This is a genomic window from Stenotrophomonas sp. STEN147, from assembly GCF_056757995.1.
The window spans coordinates 233,144-252,025 of the sequence record NZ_JBRRCG010000002.1 but is presented as its reverse complement, the minus strand read 5'-3'; the positions used below and the strand labels follow the sequence as shown (position 1 = coordinate 252,025).

At 68.1% G+C, this 18,882-nt stretch carries 19 protein-coding genes; 8 read left to right on the top strand and 11 right to left on the bottom strand.

Annotation, left to right across the window (positions count from 1 at the left end; translation table 11 throughout):
* Positions 1–54 precede the first annotated feature (54 nt).
* Genes ACVOKU_RS03980 through ACVOKU_RS03965 form a run of 4 tightly spaced genes read left to right on the top strand, consistent with a single transcriptional unit; the run spans position 55 to position 6,390 of the window.
* A complete protein-coding gene (locus tag ACVOKU_RS03980) occupies positions 55–1,236 on the top strand; it encodes an efflux RND transporter periplasmic adaptor subunit (protein WP_481559167.1) in 1,182 nt (393 codons plus the stop codon).
* Positions 1,233–4,346 (top strand): multidrug efflux RND transporter permease subunit, encoded by a 3,114-nt coding sequence (locus ACVOKU_RS03975; protein WP_481559166.1) that lies wholly within the window; start codon positions 1,233–1,235, stop codon positions 4,344–4,346. The genes ACVOKU_RS03980 and ACVOKU_RS03975 overlap by 4 nt, the downstream gene beginning before the upstream one ends.
* On the top strand, positions 4,343–5,032 hold the full coding sequence (locus tag ACVOKU_RS03970; protein WP_053515914.1) for a heavy metal response regulator transcription factor: 690 nt from the start codon (positions 4,343–4,345) through the stop codon (positions 5,030–5,032). Before ACVOKU_RS03975 ends, ACVOKU_RS03970 begins: the two co-directional genes overlap by 4 nt.
* Positions 5,029–6,390 carry a heavy metal sensor histidine kinase gene (locus ACVOKU_RS03965; RefSeq protein WP_481559165.1) on the top strand — a complete coding sequence of 454 codons (1,362 nt, stop codon included), beginning with the start codon at positions 5,029–5,031 and terminating at the stop codon, positions 6,388–6,390. The genes ACVOKU_RS03970 and ACVOKU_RS03965 overlap by 4 nt, the downstream gene beginning before the upstream one ends.
* A 9-nt stretch (positions 6,391–6,399) precedes the next feature.
* Here ACVOKU_RS03965 and pip read toward each other — a convergent pair whose 3' ends face one another.
* Positions 6,400–7,359 (bottom strand): prolyl aminopeptidase, encoded by a 960-nt coding sequence (gene pip / locus ACVOKU_RS03960; RefSeq protein ID WP_481559164.1) that lies wholly within the window; start codon positions 7,357–7,359, stop codon positions 6,400–6,402.
* Positions 7,360–7,420: 61 nt separating this feature from the next.
* Here pip and ACVOKU_RS03955 point away from each other — a divergent pair, with 61 nt between their 5' ends.
* Positions 7,421–8,530, top strand: a complete 1,110-nt coding sequence (locus tag ACVOKU_RS03955; protein WP_481559163.1) for a DNA glycosylase AlkZ-like family protein — start codon at positions 7,421–7,423, stop codon at positions 8,528–8,530.
* Positions 8,531–8,657: 127 nt separating this feature from the next.
* A complete protein-coding gene (locus tag ACVOKU_RS03950; RefSeq protein ID WP_481559162.1) occupies positions 8,658–9,449 on the top strand; it encodes an exodeoxyribonuclease III in 792 nt (263 codons plus the stop codon).
* A 44-nt stretch (positions 9,450–9,493) separates the two neighbouring features.
* On the opposite strand, the gene ACVOKU_RS03945 is transcribed toward ACVOKU_RS03950, so the two are convergent.
* From ACVOKU_RS03945 to ACVOKU_RS03910, 8 genes are all read right to left on the bottom strand, one after another.
* The gene (locus tag ACVOKU_RS03945; RefSeq protein ID WP_481559161.1) at positions 9,494–9,688 is read right to left on the bottom strand and encodes a hypothetical protein; all 195 of its coding nucleotides are present in this window, start codon (positions 9,686–9,688) and stop codon (positions 9,494–9,496) included.
* Positions 9,685–10,317 carry a DNA-3-methyladenine glycosylase gene (locus ACVOKU_RS03940; protein ID WP_481559160.1) on the bottom strand — a complete coding sequence of 211 codons (633 nt, stop codon included), beginning with the start codon at positions 10,315–10,317 and terminating at the stop codon, positions 9,685–9,687. The genes ACVOKU_RS03945 and ACVOKU_RS03940 overlap by 4 nt, the downstream gene beginning before the upstream one ends.
* A 69-nt stretch (positions 10,318–10,386) precedes the next feature.
* Positions 10,387–11,346: a cation diffusion facilitator family transporter gene (locus ACVOKU_RS03935; RefSeq protein WP_053515898.1), complete on the bottom strand. Its 960-nt coding sequence runs from the start codon at positions 11,344–11,346 to the stop codon at positions 10,387–10,389.
* 70 nt (positions 11,347–11,416) lie between these two features.
* Positions 11,417–12,028: an AprI/Inh family metalloprotease inhibitor gene (locus ACVOKU_RS03930; RefSeq protein WP_481559159.1), complete on the bottom strand. Its 612-nt coding sequence runs from the start codon at positions 12,026–12,028 to the stop codon at positions 11,417–11,419.
* Between the two features lie 130 nt (positions 12,029–12,158).
* The gene (locus ACVOKU_RS03925; RefSeq protein ID WP_053515893.1) at positions 12,159–12,416 is read right to left on the bottom strand and encodes a hypothetical protein; all 258 of its coding nucleotides are present in this window, start codon (positions 12,414–12,416) and stop codon (positions 12,159–12,161) included.
* The gene (locus ACVOKU_RS03920; protein WP_481559158.1) at positions 12,413–13,765 is read right to left on the bottom strand and encodes a TFIIB-type zinc ribbon-containing protein; all 1,353 of its coding nucleotides are present in this window, start codon (positions 13,763–13,765) and stop codon (positions 12,413–12,415) included. The genes ACVOKU_RS03925 and ACVOKU_RS03920 overlap by 4 nt, the downstream gene beginning before the upstream one ends.
* Before the next feature lie 21 nt (positions 13,766–13,786).
* Positions 13,787–14,926: an SPFH domain-containing protein gene (locus ACVOKU_RS03915; RefSeq protein WP_481559157.1), complete on the bottom strand. Its 1,140-nt coding sequence runs from the start codon at positions 14,924–14,926 to the stop codon at positions 13,787–13,789.
* A gap of 96 nt (positions 14,927–15,022) precedes the next feature.
* A complete protein-coding gene (locus ACVOKU_RS03910) occupies positions 15,023–15,895 on the bottom strand; it encodes an NAD(P)-dependent oxidoreductase (RefSeq protein ID WP_481559156.1) in 873 nt (290 codons plus the stop codon).
* A gap of 204 nt (positions 15,896–16,099) precedes the next feature.
* Between ACVOKU_RS03910 and ACVOKU_RS03905 the strand changes: the two genes are divergently transcribed.
* Together ACVOKU_RS03905 and ACVOKU_RS03900 are read left to right on the top strand one after the other, a co-directional pair.
* Complete coding sequence (locus tag ACVOKU_RS03905; protein WP_481559155.1) at positions 16,100–16,561, top strand: helix-turn-helix transcriptional regulator; 462 nt, start codon at positions 16,100–16,102, stop codon at positions 16,559–16,561.
* Between the two features lie 10 nt (positions 16,562–16,571).
* Entirely contained in the window at positions 16,572–16,997 is a 426-nt protein-coding gene (locus ACVOKU_RS03900) for a VOC family protein (protein ID WP_481559154.1), read from the top strand.
* Between the two features lie 34 nt (positions 16,998–17,031).
* On the opposite strand, the gene ACVOKU_RS03895 is transcribed toward ACVOKU_RS03900, so the two are convergent.
* Together ACVOKU_RS03895 and ACVOKU_RS03890 are read right to left on the bottom strand one after the other, a co-directional pair.
* Positions 17,032–17,727 (bottom strand): HAD family hydrolase, encoded by a 696-nt coding sequence (locus tag ACVOKU_RS03895; protein ID WP_481559153.1) that lies wholly within the window; start codon positions 17,725–17,727, stop codon positions 17,032–17,034.
* Between the two features lie 93 nt (positions 17,728–17,820).
* Positions 17,821–18,735, bottom strand: coding sequence for a hypothetical protein (locus ACVOKU_RS03890; RefSeq protein WP_481559152.1), 915 nt, complete (start codon positions 18,733–18,735; stop codon positions 17,821–17,823).
* Between the last annotated feature and the right edge of the window lie 147 nt (positions 18,736–18,882).

Sequence of the window (18,882 nt, the reverse complement as noted above, 5' to 3'; positions counted from 1 at the left end):
GGATGACGGCAGGCCTGCGCAGACCGGCGCGGGCACCGGATTGGACCCCCTGCCATGCGATTGCCTGATGTCACTGCGCTGCTGCGCCGCCGCCACCTCGCGCTGGGAGCGGCACTGCTGGTTGCCCTGTTGCTGGCGATGCTGTTCCACGGCGTTTCCCGCGGCGACGCACAGCCCAGCGCGGCACCGCCACCGGTACCGGTGGTCACCACGCGCGTCGAGCAGCGTGATGTCCCGCACTGGCGAAGCGGCGTCGGCACGGTGCAGTCGCTGCAGAGCACGGTGCTGCGCCCGCAGGTGGATGGCGTGCTGACCGAAGTGCTGTTCGAGGAAGGGCAGAAGGTGCGCAAGGGGCAACTGCTCGCGCGTATCGATGATCGCGCCATCCGTGCCGGTCTGGGCGGTGCACAGGCGGCGCTGGTGCGCGACCGCGCCACGCTGGACGCGGCGCGCTCGGATCTGTCACGGCTGCAGCACCTGTCCAGCGACCAGCTGGTGTCGCGACAGATGCTGGAGCAGCAGGCCGCCACCGTGCAGCAGCTGCAGGCCACCGGCCGCGGCAACCAGGCTGCGGTGGACGCAGCGCAGGTGCAGCTCTCATATACGCGCATCGTGGCGCCGATGGACGGCCGCATCGGCCTGCGCCAGGTGGATCCGGGCAATCTGGTGCGCGCCAGTGATACGCAGGGGTTGGTGACCGTGCAGCAGACCGATCCGATCTCGGTGGTGTTCGCGCTGCCGCAGGACGCGCTGCCGCAGCTGCGACAGGCGCTCGCCGCAGGCGGCGCACAGGTGCAGGCACTGGACCGCGAGGGTGGCCAGCTGCTGGCTGAGGGCACGTTGCAGGTGATCGACAACCAGGTGGACGAGGCCTCCGGTACGGTGCGGCTGCGCGCGCGCTTCAGCAATGCGTCCGACCAGCTGTGGCCCGGGCAACTGGTCAGCGTGCGGGTGCGCACCGGCCAGAGCACGGGCGCGCTGGTGCTGGATGCCGCGGCGATCCAGCGTGGCGTGCAGGGCAGCTTCGTCTACCGCGTGGTCGCTGATGGCAGTGTGGAATCGTTGCCGGTCACGGTCGGTGAACAGGACGGCGGGCAGGTGGTCGTGCAGGGTGAGCTGCGGGTCGGCGACGTGGTGGTACGCGATGGACAGTCGCGGCTGCGGCCGGGCACGGTGGCGGCCGAGGCCAAACCCGCCGCAGCGCCTGCACCGGTCCGGCGCGGGGCGGCACCGTGAGCGCGCGCACCTCGCTGTCCAGCTGGTTCGTTCATCACCCGGTCGCCACGACCCTGTTGACCCTGGCGGTGGTGCTGCTGGGCGTGGCGGCGTTGCCGCGCCTGCCGGTGGCGCCGTTGCCGGAGGCTGAGTTCCCGACCATCCGGGTCAATGCCAATCTGCCCGGTGCCAGCGCCGAGACCATGGCCTCGGCGGTCGCCACGCCACTGGAAACCCAGCTGACGGGCGTGCCCGGCATCATCGAGATGACCTCGACCAGTGCATTGGGCAGCACCTCGATCACCCTGCAGTTCGATCTGGAAAAGAACATCGACACGGCCGCGCAGGAAGTGCAGGCGGCGATCAACGCCGCCGCCGGCCGCCTGCCCAGTGAACTGCCGAACATGCCGACCTGGCGCAAGGTGAATCCGGCCGACAGTCCCATCCTGGTGCTCAGCGTGGTGTCGACCCAGATGTCGATGACCGAACTGAGCGATCTGGCCGAGAGCCGCCTCGCACGCTCGATCAGCCAGATCAGCGGCGTTTCGGAGGTTGGCATCGTCGGCCAGCAGCGTCCGGCGATCCGCATCCAGGCCCAGCCTGAGCGGCTGGCGGCGATGGGCCTGACCCTGTCCGACCTGCGTGGCGTGGCGCAGAACGCCAGCCTCAACCAGGCCAAGGGTGCACTGATGGGCGAGCAGCGCACGTCCACCTTCGAAGCCAACGACCAGCTGTTCAGCGCCCAGGACTACCGGCGCCTCGTCGTTGCCTATCGTGACGGCGCACCGGTGGCGCTGGGTGATGTCGCGCAGGTGATCGACGGCGCCGAGAATGCGTACGTGCAGGCGTGGCCGAACGGCCAGCCCGGCGTCGGCCTGATCATCAGCCGGCAGCCCGGCGCGAACATCGTGCGCACCACCGATGCGGTGCTGGCCGCCTTGCCGGAACTGAGCGCGAACCTCCCGGCCAGCGTCGATGTAGAGGTGCTCAACGACCGTACGCGCACCATCCGCGCGTCGCTGCACGAGGTGGAGCTCACCCTGGTACTGACCATCGTGCTGGTGGTGCTGGTGATGGGCCTGTTCCTGCGCCAGCTTTCCGCCACGCTGATCGTCGGCGCGGTACTGGTGGTCGCGCTGGTGGCGACCTTTGCCGCGATGTACGTGGCCGGCTTCAGCCTCAACAACCTGACCCTGGTGGCACTGGTGGTTGCGGTCGGCTTCGTGGTCGACGACGCGATCGTCGTGGTGGAGAACATCCACCGTCACCGCGAGGCCGGGCTCGGTCCGGTGGACGCCGCCCTGAAGGGCGCCGGCGAAATCGGCTTCACCGTGGTCTCGATCAGCCTGTCGTTGATTGCCGCCTTCATCCCGCTGCTGTTCATGGGCGGGGTGGTCGGGCGCCTGTTCGCCGAGTTCGCGCTGACCATCACCGTGGCGATCCTGATCTCCATCGTCGCCTCGCTGACCCTGGCACCGATGATGGCCGCGCACCTGATGAAGCGCATGCCAGCGCACCGTGACAGCGAGCGGACCCTGGCCGGGCGCCTGCTGGCCGGCTACGACCGCAGCCTGCAATGGGCCCTGCGCCGCCAGCGACTGGTGCTGGCGGGCTTCGGCCTGACCGTCGCGGTGGCGGTGGCCTCGTACGTGGTGATTCCCAAGGGCTTCTTCCCCCTGCAGGACACCGCCTTCGTGTTCGCCACCACCGAGGCGGCGCAGGACATCGGCTACGAGGACATGGTGGCCAAGCACCAGCAGCTCGCGCGCATCGTTGCAGATGATCCGGCCCTGCAGGCCTACAACCACGCGGTCGGTGCCACTGCCGGCAGCCAGACGCTGTCCAATGGCCGCTTCTGGTTCGTGCTGAAGGACCGCGGCGACCGCGATGTGGACGTGCACGGCTTCATTGACCGGGTGCGGGCGAAGATGGCCAGTGTGCCCGGCATCACCGTGTACATGCGCGCGGCGCAGGACATCAATCTCGGCGCCGGGCCGGCGCGGACGCAGTACCAGTACGCCCTGCGTGGGCAGGACAGCCGCGAGCTGTCGCAGTGGGCCGAGCAGCTGACCGAGCGGCTGCGGGGCCTGCCGCAGCTGCGCGACGTGTCCAATGACCAGCAGATCGGCGCCAGCGTGACCCGGCTGGAGATCGACCGCACGGCAGCGGCGCGCTTCGGCCTGACCGCCAACGACATCGACCAGGTGCTCTACGATGCCTTCGGCCAGCGCCAGATCAACGAGTTCCAGACCGAAACCAACCAGTACCGGGTCATCCTGGAAATCGCGCCGGGCATGCTGGGGCAGGTCGATGCGCTGCCCTACTTCCACCTGCGTTCGCCGCTGACCGGGCAGATGGTGCCGCTGTCGGCCGTGGCCCAGGTGCAGCCCCCGGGCAATGGTCCGCTGTCGATCAGCCATAACGGCATGCTGCCGGCGGTGAACCTGTCGTTCAACCTGGCCCCCGGCGTTTCACTGGGCGAGGCGGTCGGCCTGGTGGAGCAGGCGCAGGCGCAGATCGGCATGCCTGCCAGCATCAGCGGCCGCTTCCAGGGTACGGCGCAGGCCTTCCAGGAGTCGCTGGCCAGCCAGCCGCTGCTGATCCTCGCGGCCCTGCTGGCGGTCTACATCATTCTCGGCGTGCTGTACGAGAGTTTCGTGCACCCGCTGACCATCCTGTCCACTCTGCCGTCGGCCGGCATCGGAGCGGTGCTGATGCTCTGGCTGTGGGGGCTGGACTTCTCGATCATGGCGCTGATCGGCATCGTGCTGCTGATCGGCATCGTCAAGAAGAACGGCATCCTGATGGTCGACTTCGCCCTCGACGCACAGCGCAACCGCGGACTGTCGCCACTGGAGGCGATCCACGAGGCCTGCCTGACCCGGTTCCGTCCGATCATGATGACCACGCTGGCCGCGCTGCTGGGCGCCATTCCGCTGATGATCGGTTTCGGTACCGGCTCGGAACTGCGCCAGCCGCTGGGCGTGGCGGTGGTCGGTGGCCTGCTGATCAGCCAGCTGTTGACCCTGTACAGTACCCCGGTGATCTACCTGGCCCTGGACCGCCTGTTCCTGCAGCGTCGCCGCGAGCGCAGGGAGGCGGCGGGCGCTGCCCTGGCGGACCCCGGATGAAACTGTTGATCGTGGAAGATGAAGGCAAGACCGCCCATTACCTGCGCACCGGCCTGGGCGAGCAGGGCTGGGCGGTGGATCTGGCTGCGGACGGTGTCACCGGCCTGCACCTGGCGCGCGAGTTCGACTACGACGTGATCGTGCTGGATGTGATGCTGCCGGGCATGGATGGCTTCAGCGTGCTGCGCGAGCTGCGCCGCAGCAAGCAGACACCGGTGATCATGCTGACCGCGCGGGACCGTGTGGATGATCGCGTGCACGGCCTGGGGCAGGGCGCCGACGACTACTTGGTCAAGCCGTTCTCGTTCATCGAACTGCTGGCGCGGCTGCAGGCCCTGGTGCGGCGTGGGCGCCAGCAGGAGCCGACCGAACTGCAGGTGGGCGATCTGCAGGTGAACCTGCTGGCCCGGCGGGCCTACCGCGATGGCTCGCGGCTGGACCTGACCGGCAAGGAGTTCGCGCTGCTGGCGCTGCTGGCACAGCGGCGGGGCCAGATCCTGTCCAAGACGGTGATCGCCGCCCAGGTCTGGGACATCAATTTCGACAGCAATACCAATGTGGTCGAAGTGGCGATCAAGCGCCTGCGCGGCAAGATCGACGGCCCCTACCCGAGCAAGCTGCTGCATACCGTGCGCGGCATGGGCTATGTGCTGGAAGTGCGCGAGGACGAGGGAGGGCGGGGATGAGGATGTCGATCGCCCAGCGCCTGTCGGCGATGTTCGCGCTGGCCGCATTGCTGGTGTTTGCTCTGCTGGGCGTGGGCGTCTATGGCGTGCTCGAGCGGCAGGTCGTGCGCTACCAGCATGCGGAACTGCAGACCAAGCTGCACGCGGTCAGTGGCAGCGTCGCGATGTGCGACAGCACCGAGCGCTGGAACAAGGTGCGCGAGAAGGTCGGCAATCTGATCTCCGGCGACCGCGACACCCTGGTCTGGGCATGGAGCGAGAATCCCACGTTCCGCATCGGCCAGGCAGAGCCGCAGGTGCAGGCCCCCGGCAAGGGTGACAACGGCATGGGCACGCTGCCGCGTGAGGGTGGGCACCCGCTGCGCACGCTGTACGAACGGGTGCCGGGCAAGGGTGCGCGACCGGATGTGGACCTGTGGATCGGCATCGATTCGGAACCCTATACGCAGGCGCTGCAGCGCTTCGGCGTTGCGTTGTGGGTGGCCGGCGGGCTGGGCGTGCTGCTGGTGGCCGGGCTTGGCTACTGGATCGCCCGGCTGGGGCTGGCCCCGCTGCGGGCGCTGTCCAACGAGGCACGCTCGCTCAGCCCGCAGCGGCTGTCGCAGCGCCTGGCGGCGCAGGGGCTACCGGCCGAACTGGGCCACCTCACCCAGGCCTTCAACGGCGCACTGGATCGGTTGGAAGCGGCATACACGCGCCTGGACGGATTCAACGCGGACGTCGCGCACGAGCTGCGCACCCCCCTGGCCAATCTGATGGGGCAGACCCAGGTGGCCCTGTCCCGTCCGCGCGATGTGGCGGCGCTGCAGGAGGTCATGCAGTCCAACCTGGAGGAACTGGAGCGCCTGCGTGCGATCGTCAACGACATGCTGTTCCTGTCGCGGGCCGGCCAGGGCGATATCGCGGTGGAAACGCGCCAGGTCCAGCTGGCAGACGAGGTCGCCACCGCCGGTGAATTCATGGAATTCCTGTTCGAAGAGGCCCAGCTGACGTTGCATGTTGAAGGCGACGCCACCGCCCGCATCGATCCGTCGTTGTTCCGTCGCGCGCTGACCAACCTGTTGCACAACGCCGTGCAGCATGCGCGTCCAGGCAGCGACGTGCGTGTGCAGCTGCAGTCCGGAGGCGAGGGCGTGCGGGTGGCCGTGCTGAATGAAGGCAACGGCATCGCCGCCGAGCATCTGCCCCTGCTGTTCGAGCGCTTCTACCGGGTCGACCAGGCCCGTGAGTATCGGGGCGAGCGCCATCACGGGCTCGGGTTGTCCATCGTCAAGGCCATCGCCGCATTGCATGGCGGCGACGTGTTCGTGGCCAGTTCGGACGGTCTGACGACGGTCGGCTTCACCGTGGCACGGTGAAGGGGCGATTCAGCCGGGCTGGCCGAAACGGTCGGCGAAGTCGTCGGTCGCGCGCACCAGCGCGTCGGTCGTGGCCGCTTCGTTCGCGCTGTGGCCGGCAATCACCATCTCCAGCCTGGCTTCCGGCCACGCCTTGGCCAGTTCCCACGCGCTGCGTGGCGGACAGATGATGTCGTAGCGGCCCTGTACGATCACCGCCGGGAGGTGGCGGATCCGCTCTACATCGCGCAGCAGCTGGCCGGGTTCAAGGAACGCCCCGTTGCGGAAGTAGTGCGCTTCGATCCGGGCCTTGGCCAGGGTATCCATCGGATCGCTGCTGGATTCGGCGTTCACCTCGTGCTGCAGGGTCGCAGCATTGTCCTCCCAGCCCAGCCACGCCATTGCGGCAGCACTGCGGATGGCGGGGTCCGGGCTGTCCAGGCGTGTCCAGTACGCCTGCAGCAGGTTGCCGCGCTCGTCTTCGGGGATGTGCGCTTCATAGCGGTCCCAGCGTTCCGGAAAGATCCAGCGCGCACCGCCCTGCGGCTCGGAAAACCAGTGGTTCTCGATGTCCCGCCCCAGATACACGCCGCGCACGATGAGGCCGGTGGCGCGGGCGGGATGGGCCTGCGCGTACGCCAGCGACAACGTCGAGCCCCAGGAGCCGCCATACACCAGCCAGCGCTCTATACCGAGGTGCTCACGTACCTTCTCGATATCGGCCACCAGTTCCTGCGTGGTGTTGTCGCGTAGTTCGCCGAACGGGGTGGAACGGCCGCTGCCGCGCTGGTCGATCAGCACGATGCGGTACCGCGCCGGGTCGAAGAAGCGACGATGCGTGGGTGAGATGCCGGCACCGGGACCGCCATGCAGATACACCACCGGAATGCCGTCTGGCGTTCCGCACTCTTCGACATGCAGGGTGTGCAGCGTGCTCACGGGCAGGGTGTGCTCGCGATAGGGCGTGATCGGGGGGTACAGCGTGCGCATGATGGACGTCAGTGGACCGGGGCCTGACAGCATACCCCCGGCGCGCGCCTACAATGGCGTCATGTCCAGGCAGCCCACTCTCGACGACCTGCGCCGCTACGCGGTGGCGCGCACCCTGTTCCCGCCGACAACGTTGATGGCCGCGATCCGGCGGCTGGGCTTCGTACAGGCCGATCCGATCCGCGCGCCCGCCCGGGCACAGGATCTGACACTGCGGCATCGGGTGAAGGACTATCGGGCGGGTGACCTCGAGCGGCGTTACCCGCGCCTGCAGGTTGAAGAGGACTGCCTGGTCAACTACGGCTTCCTGCCGCGCGAGTACCTGGCGTTGATGCATCCCCGCGTGGCCCGGCGCGCATGGGACGCGGACACCGAACGCCGTGCGGCGGATGTGCTGGCGTTCGTGCGCGAACGTGGCAGTGTGCATCCGCGCGAGGTCGACCAGGCATTCGCGCACGGGCGGGTGACCAACTACTGGGGAGGCACCAGCAACGCCAGCACGCATCTGCTGGAGGGCATGCACTATCGCGGCCTGCTCCGGGTGCAGCGACGCGACAGCGGAACGCGCATCTACAGCGTGGCCGAGCATGCGCCGGCGGAGGACAGCGAGGAAGGGCGCGCGCGGCGCGCGGCGGCACTGGTCGCGCTGATCGTGCGCAAGTACGCGCCGCTTCCATCGGCCAGCCTGACCTACCTGGTCCGGCTGCTGGGCTACGGCGCACCGCATCTGGCCGAGCAGACCCGGCAGGCGCTGAAGCTGGCGAAGGAACAGCTGGCGAGCGCTACCGTGGAGGGCACCACGTGGTACTGGCCGGCGGACGAGAATCCGCGCTCACGACGGCATGCGCCGGACGAGCAGGTACGCCTGCTGGCGCCGTTCGATCCGGTGGTCTGGGACCGCCGGCGATTCGAGCTGCTGTGGGGCTGGGTCTACAGGTTCGAGGCCTACACGCCGGCGCCCAAGCGCCAGTATGGCTACTACGCGCTGCCGATGCTGTGGCACGAGCAGGTGGTGGGGTGGGCCAATGTGACCGTCCGCGACGGCCAGCTTGAGCCATCGATCGGCTATGCGGGGCGCTCACTGGCGCGCGACCGGCTGTTCCGCAGTGCGCTGGAGGACGAGCTGCAGCGCATGGCGCTGTTTCTGGCAGGCGGGCGCGGGGCCGGGTAGCGCTCGCAGCAGGTTTCTGTGGGCGCGTTCGCCATGATCGCCGGGCGTCGTGTCGATGACGTCGACGGCGCCTGCATGACGGCGCAGGCACAGTGGTACCTCTGCCCGCCGGCTTCAGGAGTGCTGCATGGCCCGCCGCAAGACGCTGCGCATCGCCACGTTCAACGTCAACGGTATCGGCACGCGCTTGCCCCATCTGCTTGCCTGGCTCGACAGGACATCGCCGGACGTGGTCGCATTGCAGGAGCTGAAGGCCACGGATGCGGCATTCCCGGCCGATGCGCTGGAACAGGCCGGCTACGGTGCACTGTGGCTGGGCGAAGCGCGATGGAATGGCGTGGCCCTGCTGGCAAGGGATGCGGTGCCGGTGGAAAGCCGGCGGCGGTTGCCGGGCGAACCGGCGGATGTGCAGAGCCGCTATCTGGAAGCGGCGGTGCACGGCATCGTCGTGGGTGGTCTCTACCTGCCCAACGGCAATCCCCAGCCGGGCCCCAGGTTCGACTACAAGCTGCGCTGGATGAAGCGCCTTATCCGTCACGCACGCAGCCTTGTCGATCTCCCGCACCCTGCAGTGCTGCTGGGCGATTTCAACGTCATCCCCACCGAGGCCGATGTGTACGACCCGAAGGCATGGCGCCGCGACGCGCTGTTCCAGCCGGAGGTGCGCGAGCAGTTCGAGCATCTGCTCGCGCAGGGCTGGACCGACGCCCTGCGCAGCGTGCACGGTGACAGCACGATCTACACATTCTGGGACTACTTCCGCCAGCATGCCGAGCGCGACCGGGGACTGCGCATCGATCACCTGCTGCTGAACCCGGTCCTGGCGGCACGCCTGGTGGATGCAGGCGTGGACCGTTGGGTGCGCCTGCAGGACAAGGCCAGCGATCACGCGCCAACGTGGGTGACGGTGCGCACCTGATCCGGATCCGGCGTTGTCCGTCGGCACTGTGGTGGGGCATCCGCTCAGCGCGCCTGCAACGATGCCTGCAGGGCGGCGGTCAGGGCGGCATCACCTGACACCAGGTCACGCCAGCGCAGGACCAGGCCCTTGCGCCGCCCCTTCTCCACCAGCTTCAGGCCCTGCGGATCAAGCGTCAGGGTGTAGTGCTGGCCGTCGATCTCCAGTTCACGCCGCAGTGGCCGGTCCAGCGGCGTCATCTGCGTGCCGCCGGTGCCGGCCGGGGTGCGCGTGCCGAGACGTGCCGATGGCCCCGCACATGCCAGCGCCACGGAAAGTCGACAGCGCGGCTGATGCCGATCCGCGGGCCGATGACCGGGTCCGTCGGCGGAGGTGTGCCGTCGCGGGCAATGACCACACCGTGGCTGCCCGTCACCAGATCGGCGCCGTCGAAGCTCCGGTCCAGGCCGAATGCCTGGGACAGCTTGCCTGGGCCGCTGGCAAGATCGCGGTCCTGGCGTGCGGCTGGCCTGAGTTCCCGCATCCTGTCGATGCCCTGCACGGGCTCCGCTGCACGCAGCAGGACTGCCACGCCCTCGTGCTCCTGCCCGCACACCACGTTGCTTCCCCAGTGGATGCCATAGCTGAAGTACACGTACAGATGCCCGGCCTCCCCGAACATGCTGGCTGTCCGCGGCGTCGGTCCCCGGTAGGAGTGCGCGGCCGGGTCCTGGCTGCCGCCGTAGGCCTCGACCTCGACGATACGGGCCACCCGCCCATCGCTGCGCACCAGCAGCGCGTTCAGGAGTTCGGGGGCGACCTCCTGCGGCGGACGCTGGTAGAAGCGGCGGGGCAGGAGCGTCCAATGATCGGGCAACCAGTCGGGCACGGCGGTAGCGGGTCGGCGAACGGGGGATCAGTCTGGCGCTGGCAGGGTGAAGCGGATGCGGACGCGGCGTCAATCCGGTGAACGCGGCGCGCGAAGCGCCGCACGCCGGGCGGCGTACACTTCCGGCGTCTGCGGTTTGACGAACAGCGCCACCAGTTCCGGGTACTCACGCTTGACGGCGTTTTCGATACGGGTGATGCAGGCCTCGATCTGCGGCGTATGCCGATCATCCTCGAACTCCGCGCTGAGCATGGCCACCACCTGCTCCGGGCCCATCTGCATGGTGGTCACGCCATTGGCGCGGCGCAGATCGGCATCGGTTTCGGCGACGGCGAGGATCCGCTCGGCCACCGCTGGATGGGCAGGCTCGCCCACCAGCAGACCCTTGGTCTCGCGTGCCAGCAGGAACGCAGTCACCGCCAGTACCGCGGCGATGCACAGCGAGGCCACCCCGTCCAGGACCGGCATGTCCAGCAGTTGCGCCGCGACCAGCCCGGCCAGCGCGAATCCAAGACCGAGCAGGGCTGCACTGTCCTCCAGAAGCACGGTGAACGTGGACGGGTCCTTGCTGCGTCGGAACGCCTCGAAATAGCCGAGCCTGCCCTTGGTGCGACGGAACTCGCGCAGCGCCACCCACCACGACGCGCCTTCGAAGAGGATGGAAATGCCCAGCACGCTGTAGCTCAGCACATGGTGGGTCGCCGGCTCCGGCTGGCGGATGTGCTGGATGCCCTCGTACGCCGACACGCCCGCGCCCGCGGCAAACACCAGCAAGGCCACGATGAAACTCCAGAAATACAGCTCGCGCCCGTAGCCGAATGGATGCACGGCGTCCGGCGCCTTGCCGGCCCTGCGTAGCCCGTACAGCAACAGCACTTCGTTCAGGGTGTCGACCAGCGAGTGCACGCCTTCACTGAGCATCGCTGAACTGCCGGAGATGCCAGCGGCGATGAATTTGGCCACGGCAATGGCGAGGTTGCCGGCCAGGGCGGCATAGATGACGAGGCGGGGACCGGTGGGGGCGGACATCGCAGGGCGGTTCAAGGAAGGTTGCCTGATCTTCCTGATGCTGCCGTCCCCGGGGCGTGCAGGGCGTCCGTCAGCGACCCTTCGGATTCAGGTAGAGCCGCGCGCCGTCGGACTCGCGAAAGCCAGACCACCGTCCGCCGCCCGACGCACGGAAACGGCCGTACACCGTGTTGCTGGTGTCGGTCAGCAGCAACTGGTTACCGGAAAGCACCCAGCGGTTGGCCGGGAAGAATCCCTCTGGACAGCCCGCCGGCACGTAGGCGCTGTAGCCGCCGAACCACTCCATGCTCTTCAGTTCGATCGTGCAGGTGTTCCCGTTCTCCTCGCCCAGCGTCCATGTGCCGAACAGGTCGCTGTCACGCAGATCGCGGGGATGGCGGCGTTCCTGGCCCCAGCGATCGGTGTCATCGGGGACGCCGATCTCCAGATCCACGCCGGAGCCCTCGCTGTTCGATTCGGAATGCGTCCGGGAATGGGTGCTGGACTGCGAGGTCATCGAGCCGCTGCTGCCGAACGCCGTGTCATCGCTGCGCTGGCTTTGGCTCTGGGTGGTCGAGGTCTGGGTGGTCTGCGAGGTCTCGGTACTCTGCTGGCCAAAGCCGAAGGACGCATCCTGGGCCATGACGGGAAAGGTCAGGCAGCACAGCGCAGCCAGGCTGGTGCGCGGGAGAAGGGCGGGCATGGCGGGAACCTCGGAAGGGCGGCCCGGAAAGCATGCGACCGGCAGGGCGGGAGACCGCGTGATGGTGCCATGCCGGCTGCGCAACGGTACGCGATGGCGGGCACCGTGGCGGTGCCCGTCGCCCCAGCCCTCAGGGCCTGGGTTTCAGCCGCGCCACGCGTCGTCGGTACTGGTAGACGTTGTCGCCCTCGATGCGGGTGGCCTCGGTGCCGCGCACCTGGCCCACCTTCTGGTCCGAGCCGCTGACGGGCGCGGCCTGCACTTCGGTTTCATGCTCGAAGGCGTGTGATTTGTCGGTATTGCGGTAGTAGCGGTACAGCGCCCAGTACAGCGCGGTCGCGCCGGCCGGACCTGCCGCCAACAGCCAGAGGCCACTGTCGTCGCTCATGCGGTCGCCATCAGAATGAGGATTGCCACTGCTTCGATGATCGTGCCGGCCGTAAGGGCGGCCAGCAGCATCTTCCACTGCTGCACGGGCACGCTTCCCATGGTTTCGCCGGTGCGCCCGTTCACTGCGATGTAGTGCAGCATGCCGCCGTTGCGGCCGGGCTGATGATAGGAGTACAGCCAGACCGGAAGGTACATGGATACCCAGCGGGTGCCATGCACGTCCAGCTGTTCCTGCTCCCAGCGGACGCCCCGGTTGTAGCCACGCACCGACGCTTCCACCTGTGCGCGCGCGATCGACAGCAGCTGGTCCTCCAGCCGCGGGCGCAGCGTTTCGACATCGAGATTGCGCTTCTCGGACGTGAAGCCGGCCAGGTAGGACGCGTTCCATTTCACCGCGTTCTTGGTGTCGAACGGCAGAATGGTGTTGATGATGTTGTTGGTATTGGCACTGATGTCCAGATTGCCGCGCTCGGCAGAGGACTCCAGCGGCAGATCGTCGACGGTGAAGTTCACCTGGCGCTCGATCTGGTAGACATCGGCGTCGTATACGGTGCGCTTGTTCTTCTCGCTGCCCACGGTGTACCGGCGGGTCTGGATCTCGCCCTTGCCCGCCACGGCGGCGCTGACATTGCTGTCCACGATCATGTACGGCAGGTACACGCCGGCCACGTTTTCGGGCGTGAACTGATCCTTGAAGGCTTTCAGGGCGAACAGACGGCGCTTGTCGACGAACTGGCGGATGCGGGCAACCGCATCGTCCTTGCTGATGTGGAACGGCAGTACTGCATCCGGTACCGCGCCATTGGCGATCTGCTCGTTGACGCCGAACACATGCCGGCACCAGTGGCAGCGCGCCGTCATCGTACTCTCGGTGTTGACCGTGACTTCGGCACCGCAGCCGGTGCATTTGAAGCTCATCAGCGCCGACGCATCGGCATCGATGTCGCGTGCCCCGCTGGCAATGATGGTGCCACGCAGCTGGTCGATGTTCTCGCCCAGACTGAACGCCTCTTCCACCCGGGTGCCATGCCATTCGTGACGGCAGTACAGGCAGACCAGGATGTCCGTGCCGAGCTTGGGCCGGATATCGGTGGCGCCGCATTTTGGGCACCGGTTCAGGCCGTCCTTCAACTCGGTGGCGGAGGTGTCGATGGCCAGCGGGTCCGGGGCGTCCACTTCGTCGCGGATCGCCTGCGGCAGCTGCGAGGTGTCCAGCGGGAAGCTGCCGGGTGGGGGAGGGACGTCCCGCGGAGAGCCCGGACCGTCCAACGGCGCCGCCGGCAACGGCGGCGGCGTCACAGGGCCGGAGGCGGGCAGCGGAGGCGGTCCGTTGCGTGGATCTGACATGTGCGGTTCGCGCCCTGCGGGTTACAGGCCCAGCGCCTTGGCCTTCAACGCATCGTAGTCATCCTGGGTGATCAGGCCCAGGTCCAGCATCTCCTTGGCCTTTTTCAGCTTGGCCACCGGATCATCCGCCGCCGGGGTGACCGGCTGCTGCATGCCGCCGACACCGAACATGCCCGATGCCATGCCGACCCCCACCAGGCCTGCCGCGCCACCGTTCTCGCCGGCGGACTGGATGCCCTGGGCGACACTGGCCTGCAGGTTGGAGTTGCCGCGCGAGCCGGCCAGCGCGTCGGCGCGCTGCACGGTCTTGAGCAGTTCACGGGTAGTGGCGTCGTACTCGATGGAGACGATCGCCGTCTTGACGATGGCCAGGCCGCGATCGCTCTGCCACTGGTAGGCCTGCTCGACGGCGGCCGACAGGCTCTGCGCGAACCCGATCGAATCCTGTTGCAGCCGGGTGATGCGGTTGCCCTTGCCCGGATCGTTGGTGTACAGGCTGAAGGCCGGCGCCAGCGAGCCCACCACCTCATTGAACAGCTGGGTGGCGGCAGCGTTGTCCAGGTCGGTGAAGTCGAACACCTTGCCCGGCTGCAGGTAGGCCGCGGGTACAAAGTTCTTCACGAACAGGATCGGATCAACGATCTTCAACGTGTACGAACCGCGGGTGACCGCGCCGACCTGGGTGTTGAGGAAACCGTCATCCCAGTAGATCTCCGACTGGGTGCCGAAACGGTTGTCCGGCAGTTCCTTCAGCGAGACGAAGAAGGCGGCCTGCTGGCTTCCCGGCTGGCCACCGAACTTGAAGCGCTCCCAGCTCTGCTTGATGAAGGTGCTGACCAGGCCATCGCCGGCGAAGAGGGACTGCGAGTTCAGGTCGTCCGAGCGCCATTCGTATCCGCCCGGTTCGGCGACGAAGGCGGTGATCGCACCGTCCTGGAACAGCAGCAGGCCGTAGCCCTCGGGCACGACGATCTTCGAGCCGTTGCTGATGATGTTGGACGACCCCTGGGTGTTGGAGCCGCGTCCGGCATTGGTGCCCTGCGGGACCGCAGCGAACAGGGCTGCGGTGGCCGGCAGGCCGGTGGGCACGGTGTAGAAGTCCTTCCACTGGTCGGCCAGCACACCACCGACCGCACCCTTCACCGCCTGTACCAGACCCATGGCCAACTCCCTGTTGTTGCGTGGACAGGCACCATGCCTGTCCAGCCCGCCTGAATATAGCAGCGGGCGGGGGCAGGCGTGCCATCCCTTGCAGAATCAGGCCGTGGGCGGCCGTCGCACCGCCTGCAGCACGGCGGCCATGTCCAGCCCGCCCAGGCCAAGCCGCTGGGCGCGGTCGAAGAGGGCATCACTGGCCTCGATCAGCGGTGCGGCAATGCCGGCTTCGCGTGCGGCCGCAGCCACCAGCTGGCTGTTCTTCAGCACGTCGGTGATCGATGCCTGCACTGCATAGTCGTCGCGCACCATCTTGTCGAGCTTGATCCGCGAAACGTCACTGGCCATCGGGCCGGCATCGAGCACCTGCGCGAAGCGCTCCAGCGGAATGCCGTGCGCTTCGGCGAAATGCACGGCCTCGGCCAGGCCGGTCACCAGCGTGATCAGGTACAGGTTCACGGCGAGCTTCATGCGCAATGCCGCAGGAACATTGCCGCAGGGAACGCATTGCCTGCCCAGCGGCGCCACCAGCGCGGAGGCCTGTGCGACGTCCTCGTCTTCACCTGCCAGCAGGATGACCAGCTGCGCGGCTTCGGCCTGCACCCGCGAGCCGGACACCGGGGCTTCCACATAGCGCCCGCCGGCTGCGCGCACCTGTTGTGCCAATGCCTGCGAATAGGACGCGGAGCTGGTCCCCATGTTGATCAGCAGGCGACCGGCAGCACGCGCGGCGAATTCGGGGCTGTCGCGTGCCAGCACGCTGTCGATCGCCGCGTCGTTGGCGAGCATGAGGATGATCGTGCCGCAGGCAGCGAACACGTCTTCAACGCCATCGGCCACTTCGATGCCGGCGGCGACCGCCTCGGCGTCGTTGCGGCCCGAGCGTGACCATCCCAGTACCTGGCTTCCCGTCCGCGCCAGGTGCGACGCCATCGGCGTTCCCATCACTCCGAGCCCGATGAATCCGACAGGCATGACTGCTTCCGGTGGGGCCAAGGCGCCCATCATGCCGCAGGGCGCCGGCGACCGGCAGGGATTGACCGCGCGCAGTCGGCGACGCAGGCTGGGCCGGCTCATGGCCGCCCGACACCCATCGCCCCTGTCCGCATCCCCGCACGCCATTGAAGGGGTGGCGTGCGCGGAGGATGCGTGGCCCTGCCTCGTGCATGCGGGGCGGCCATGAACCAGAGCCCGGACCTGCTGCGCCGGTTGCTGCGTGCCCGCGACTGCATGGACCGCGCCAGCCACGAACCGTGGCCGGTCGCCCGTCTGGCCGACGTCAGCGCAGTGTCCGCGGCGCACTTCGCACGCTCCTTCAAGCAGGCGTTTGGCATACCGCCCCATCGCTACCTGCTCAGCCGGCGCATCGAGCGGGCGGTTGCCCTGCTGCGCGAGACAGACCTGCCCATCACCGAGATCGCACTGGCGACCGGCTGGATCAGCCTGGGCACGTTTGGTCGCATCTTCCGTGACATCACCGGCGCCAGCCCGGGTGCCATCCGCGAACGCGAGCGCGCAGGGGTGGCAGCGCAGGGTCGGGTGCCGGAGTGCCACGCCCGCGCGGCGCGACGCCCTGACCTGAAGACCGCAGTTCTGGAGAAGCGGCGACGCGACAGCGCTGCTAACGTCGCCCCCGACTGAGGGAGGTCCCATGACGAACAGCGTGAATGTGGTCGGCCTGTACGTGCGCGACCAGGATGAAGCACTCGATTTCTACGTCGGCAAGCTCGGCTTCGAGGTGGATACCGATGTGCGCAACGGTGACTACCGCTGGCTGACGGTCCGCAGCCCCGGGCAGGACGGCGTCCAGCTTGGCCTGTTCCGGCCCGGCCCACCGGTCCACGACGCCGCCACCGCAGCGAGCCTGCAGCAGTTGCTGGCCAAGGGCGCGATGCCGCCCCTGGTGCTCGCGGTGGACGATTGCCGCGCCACTTACGAGGCCTGGCGGCAGCGCGGGGTCGAGTTCACCCAGGAGCCGGTCGAGCGCTACGGCGCGGTCGATGCCGGATTCCGTGATCCTTCCGGCAATGGCTGGAAGATGATCGAGGCCCGGTCTGATGCGAGGCGCCGGCCATGACCCGCGGGCGCGGGGCCGGCCCCGTGCATCCGGATCACGCCACGGCGCCGGCCGCGTGGGCTGCCAGCAGGGCCGGCAGCTCATCCATGCGCTGGAACACCCGATGGACGCCTGCGGCGCGCAGTGCCTCCGGGGTGCTGTGGTGCGGCCCGCCCTCGCTGAAGCCGAACACGGTCGCGCCCGCGGCTACGCCGGCCGCAGCGCCGGTCACGGTGTCCTCGATCACCGCACAGCGTCGCGGCTCGACGCCCAGCGAGGCGGCAGCGGCCAGGTAGACATCCGGATGCGGTTTGCTGCGCGGCATGTCCTGGCCGCTAAAGACATGGCCCTCGAAGGCGTCGAACATCCCGACCTTGCGCAGTTGCAGCTCGACCTTGTGCAGGTCCGCGCCGGACGCGCAGGCGATGCGGCCGCCGGTGGCCACGTGGATGGCGCGCACGGCTTCAGGGGCACCTGCGATGGCGGTCAGGTCCCGCTCCAGGGCACGATTGCGCTGCTGGCGGAACTCCTCCAGCCATTCGGCGGTGAAGGGTTTTCCCGTGCGCTCCTCGATCAGGTCGGCCAATCCGGCGACGGACTTGCCGAGAAAGACCTCGCCTGCCTGGGCGGGGGTCAGCAGCCAGCCGCGCGCACTCAGCATCTCGGAGAGCACGCGGGCCACCAGCGGCTCCGAATCCACCAGTACGCCATCGCAGTCGAACAGCACCGCATCGAAGGGGTAGGGGGACATCGATAACTCCTGCCAGTGAAAAGCCCATCATTATCGCCGGTTCGCGCAGCGCCGGGTTGCCGGGCTGCGGATGGGATGCCGAGGGCGCGCCGACTACAGGCCCGGTTCCCGTCCGATGCGATGCGCCAACGCGAAGATCGCATCGGCCCCGGCCTGGGCAGCGTCCCTGTCTTCCGGCTGCAGGTCGCTGGTGAACAGGTCCTCGACCGACTCCGGCCCGCACATGCCCGACTGGCCGCACAGGCGGTTGAGCAGCGGAGAGTCGATTCCGCAGGGGATGCCGAGCCGGCATCCGGCGAGCATCCAGGCCGCTGTGGCGACCTCGCTGCCGGCGGGAACGCCCTGCAGCTGCTCGCGCCTGCCGGCCGCCGTCGAACCCATCAGGTTGGAAAGAGCCACGTACGCCTCGCCATCGTCTTGCAGGAGGACGGCTTCAATCAGTGTCCTGTGATCGGCCAAGGACAGATCAGACCGTGCAAGCGGGATCTGCTCTTCTATCTGGGCCACCAGACTGCCCTGCCGGGCGGCCAGGCTTCGGTAGTGCCGGACGTTCCTGATGCTCTCGAGAATGCGCAGCGACACCCCGGCACAGCGCCTCTGCAACCAGGCATGGCTGCGTATCAGGGCCGCACGGCGCGCAGTCGGGATGTCCATCGTCGCGAGTGCCGTAGGGTCGAGGGACATCATGCACTCGTCGTAGATCCGGCTCAGGGCCAGGCTGGCGTCGGCGTCGCCGTTGCGCGAGCGCTGCTCCAGGTCGGCGATGAGCAGATCCAGGCGGGCCGCCTCGCGGTAGCGCGCCATGGGTGAAAGCACGGGCCTGGCCTGTCCGGTACCTGCGGCGGCTGCCGACGCCGGCGCACCGTGCAGCGCAGCCTCGGCTCCGGTAGTGGCCGTGGGTGATTGCGTGGTGTCCGCAGACCGCCGCGAGGCGACGACAAGCGTCATCGCCAGGAGGACCAGCAGTGCAGCCACGCATGCGGCCATCCGGAACGGGAATTTCGCCATTGACCTCTTCTCGGCAATTGAATCTGCCGGCACCGGCCGGGAGCTGTCTGTGTGCCTGCATCGGCACGCTAGAGCCTAGCACGCCGCATTCATGTTCAGGCCTGGCGACAGGGGCGTTCCCGCCATGTTGCGTCGCAAGGTGTCTCC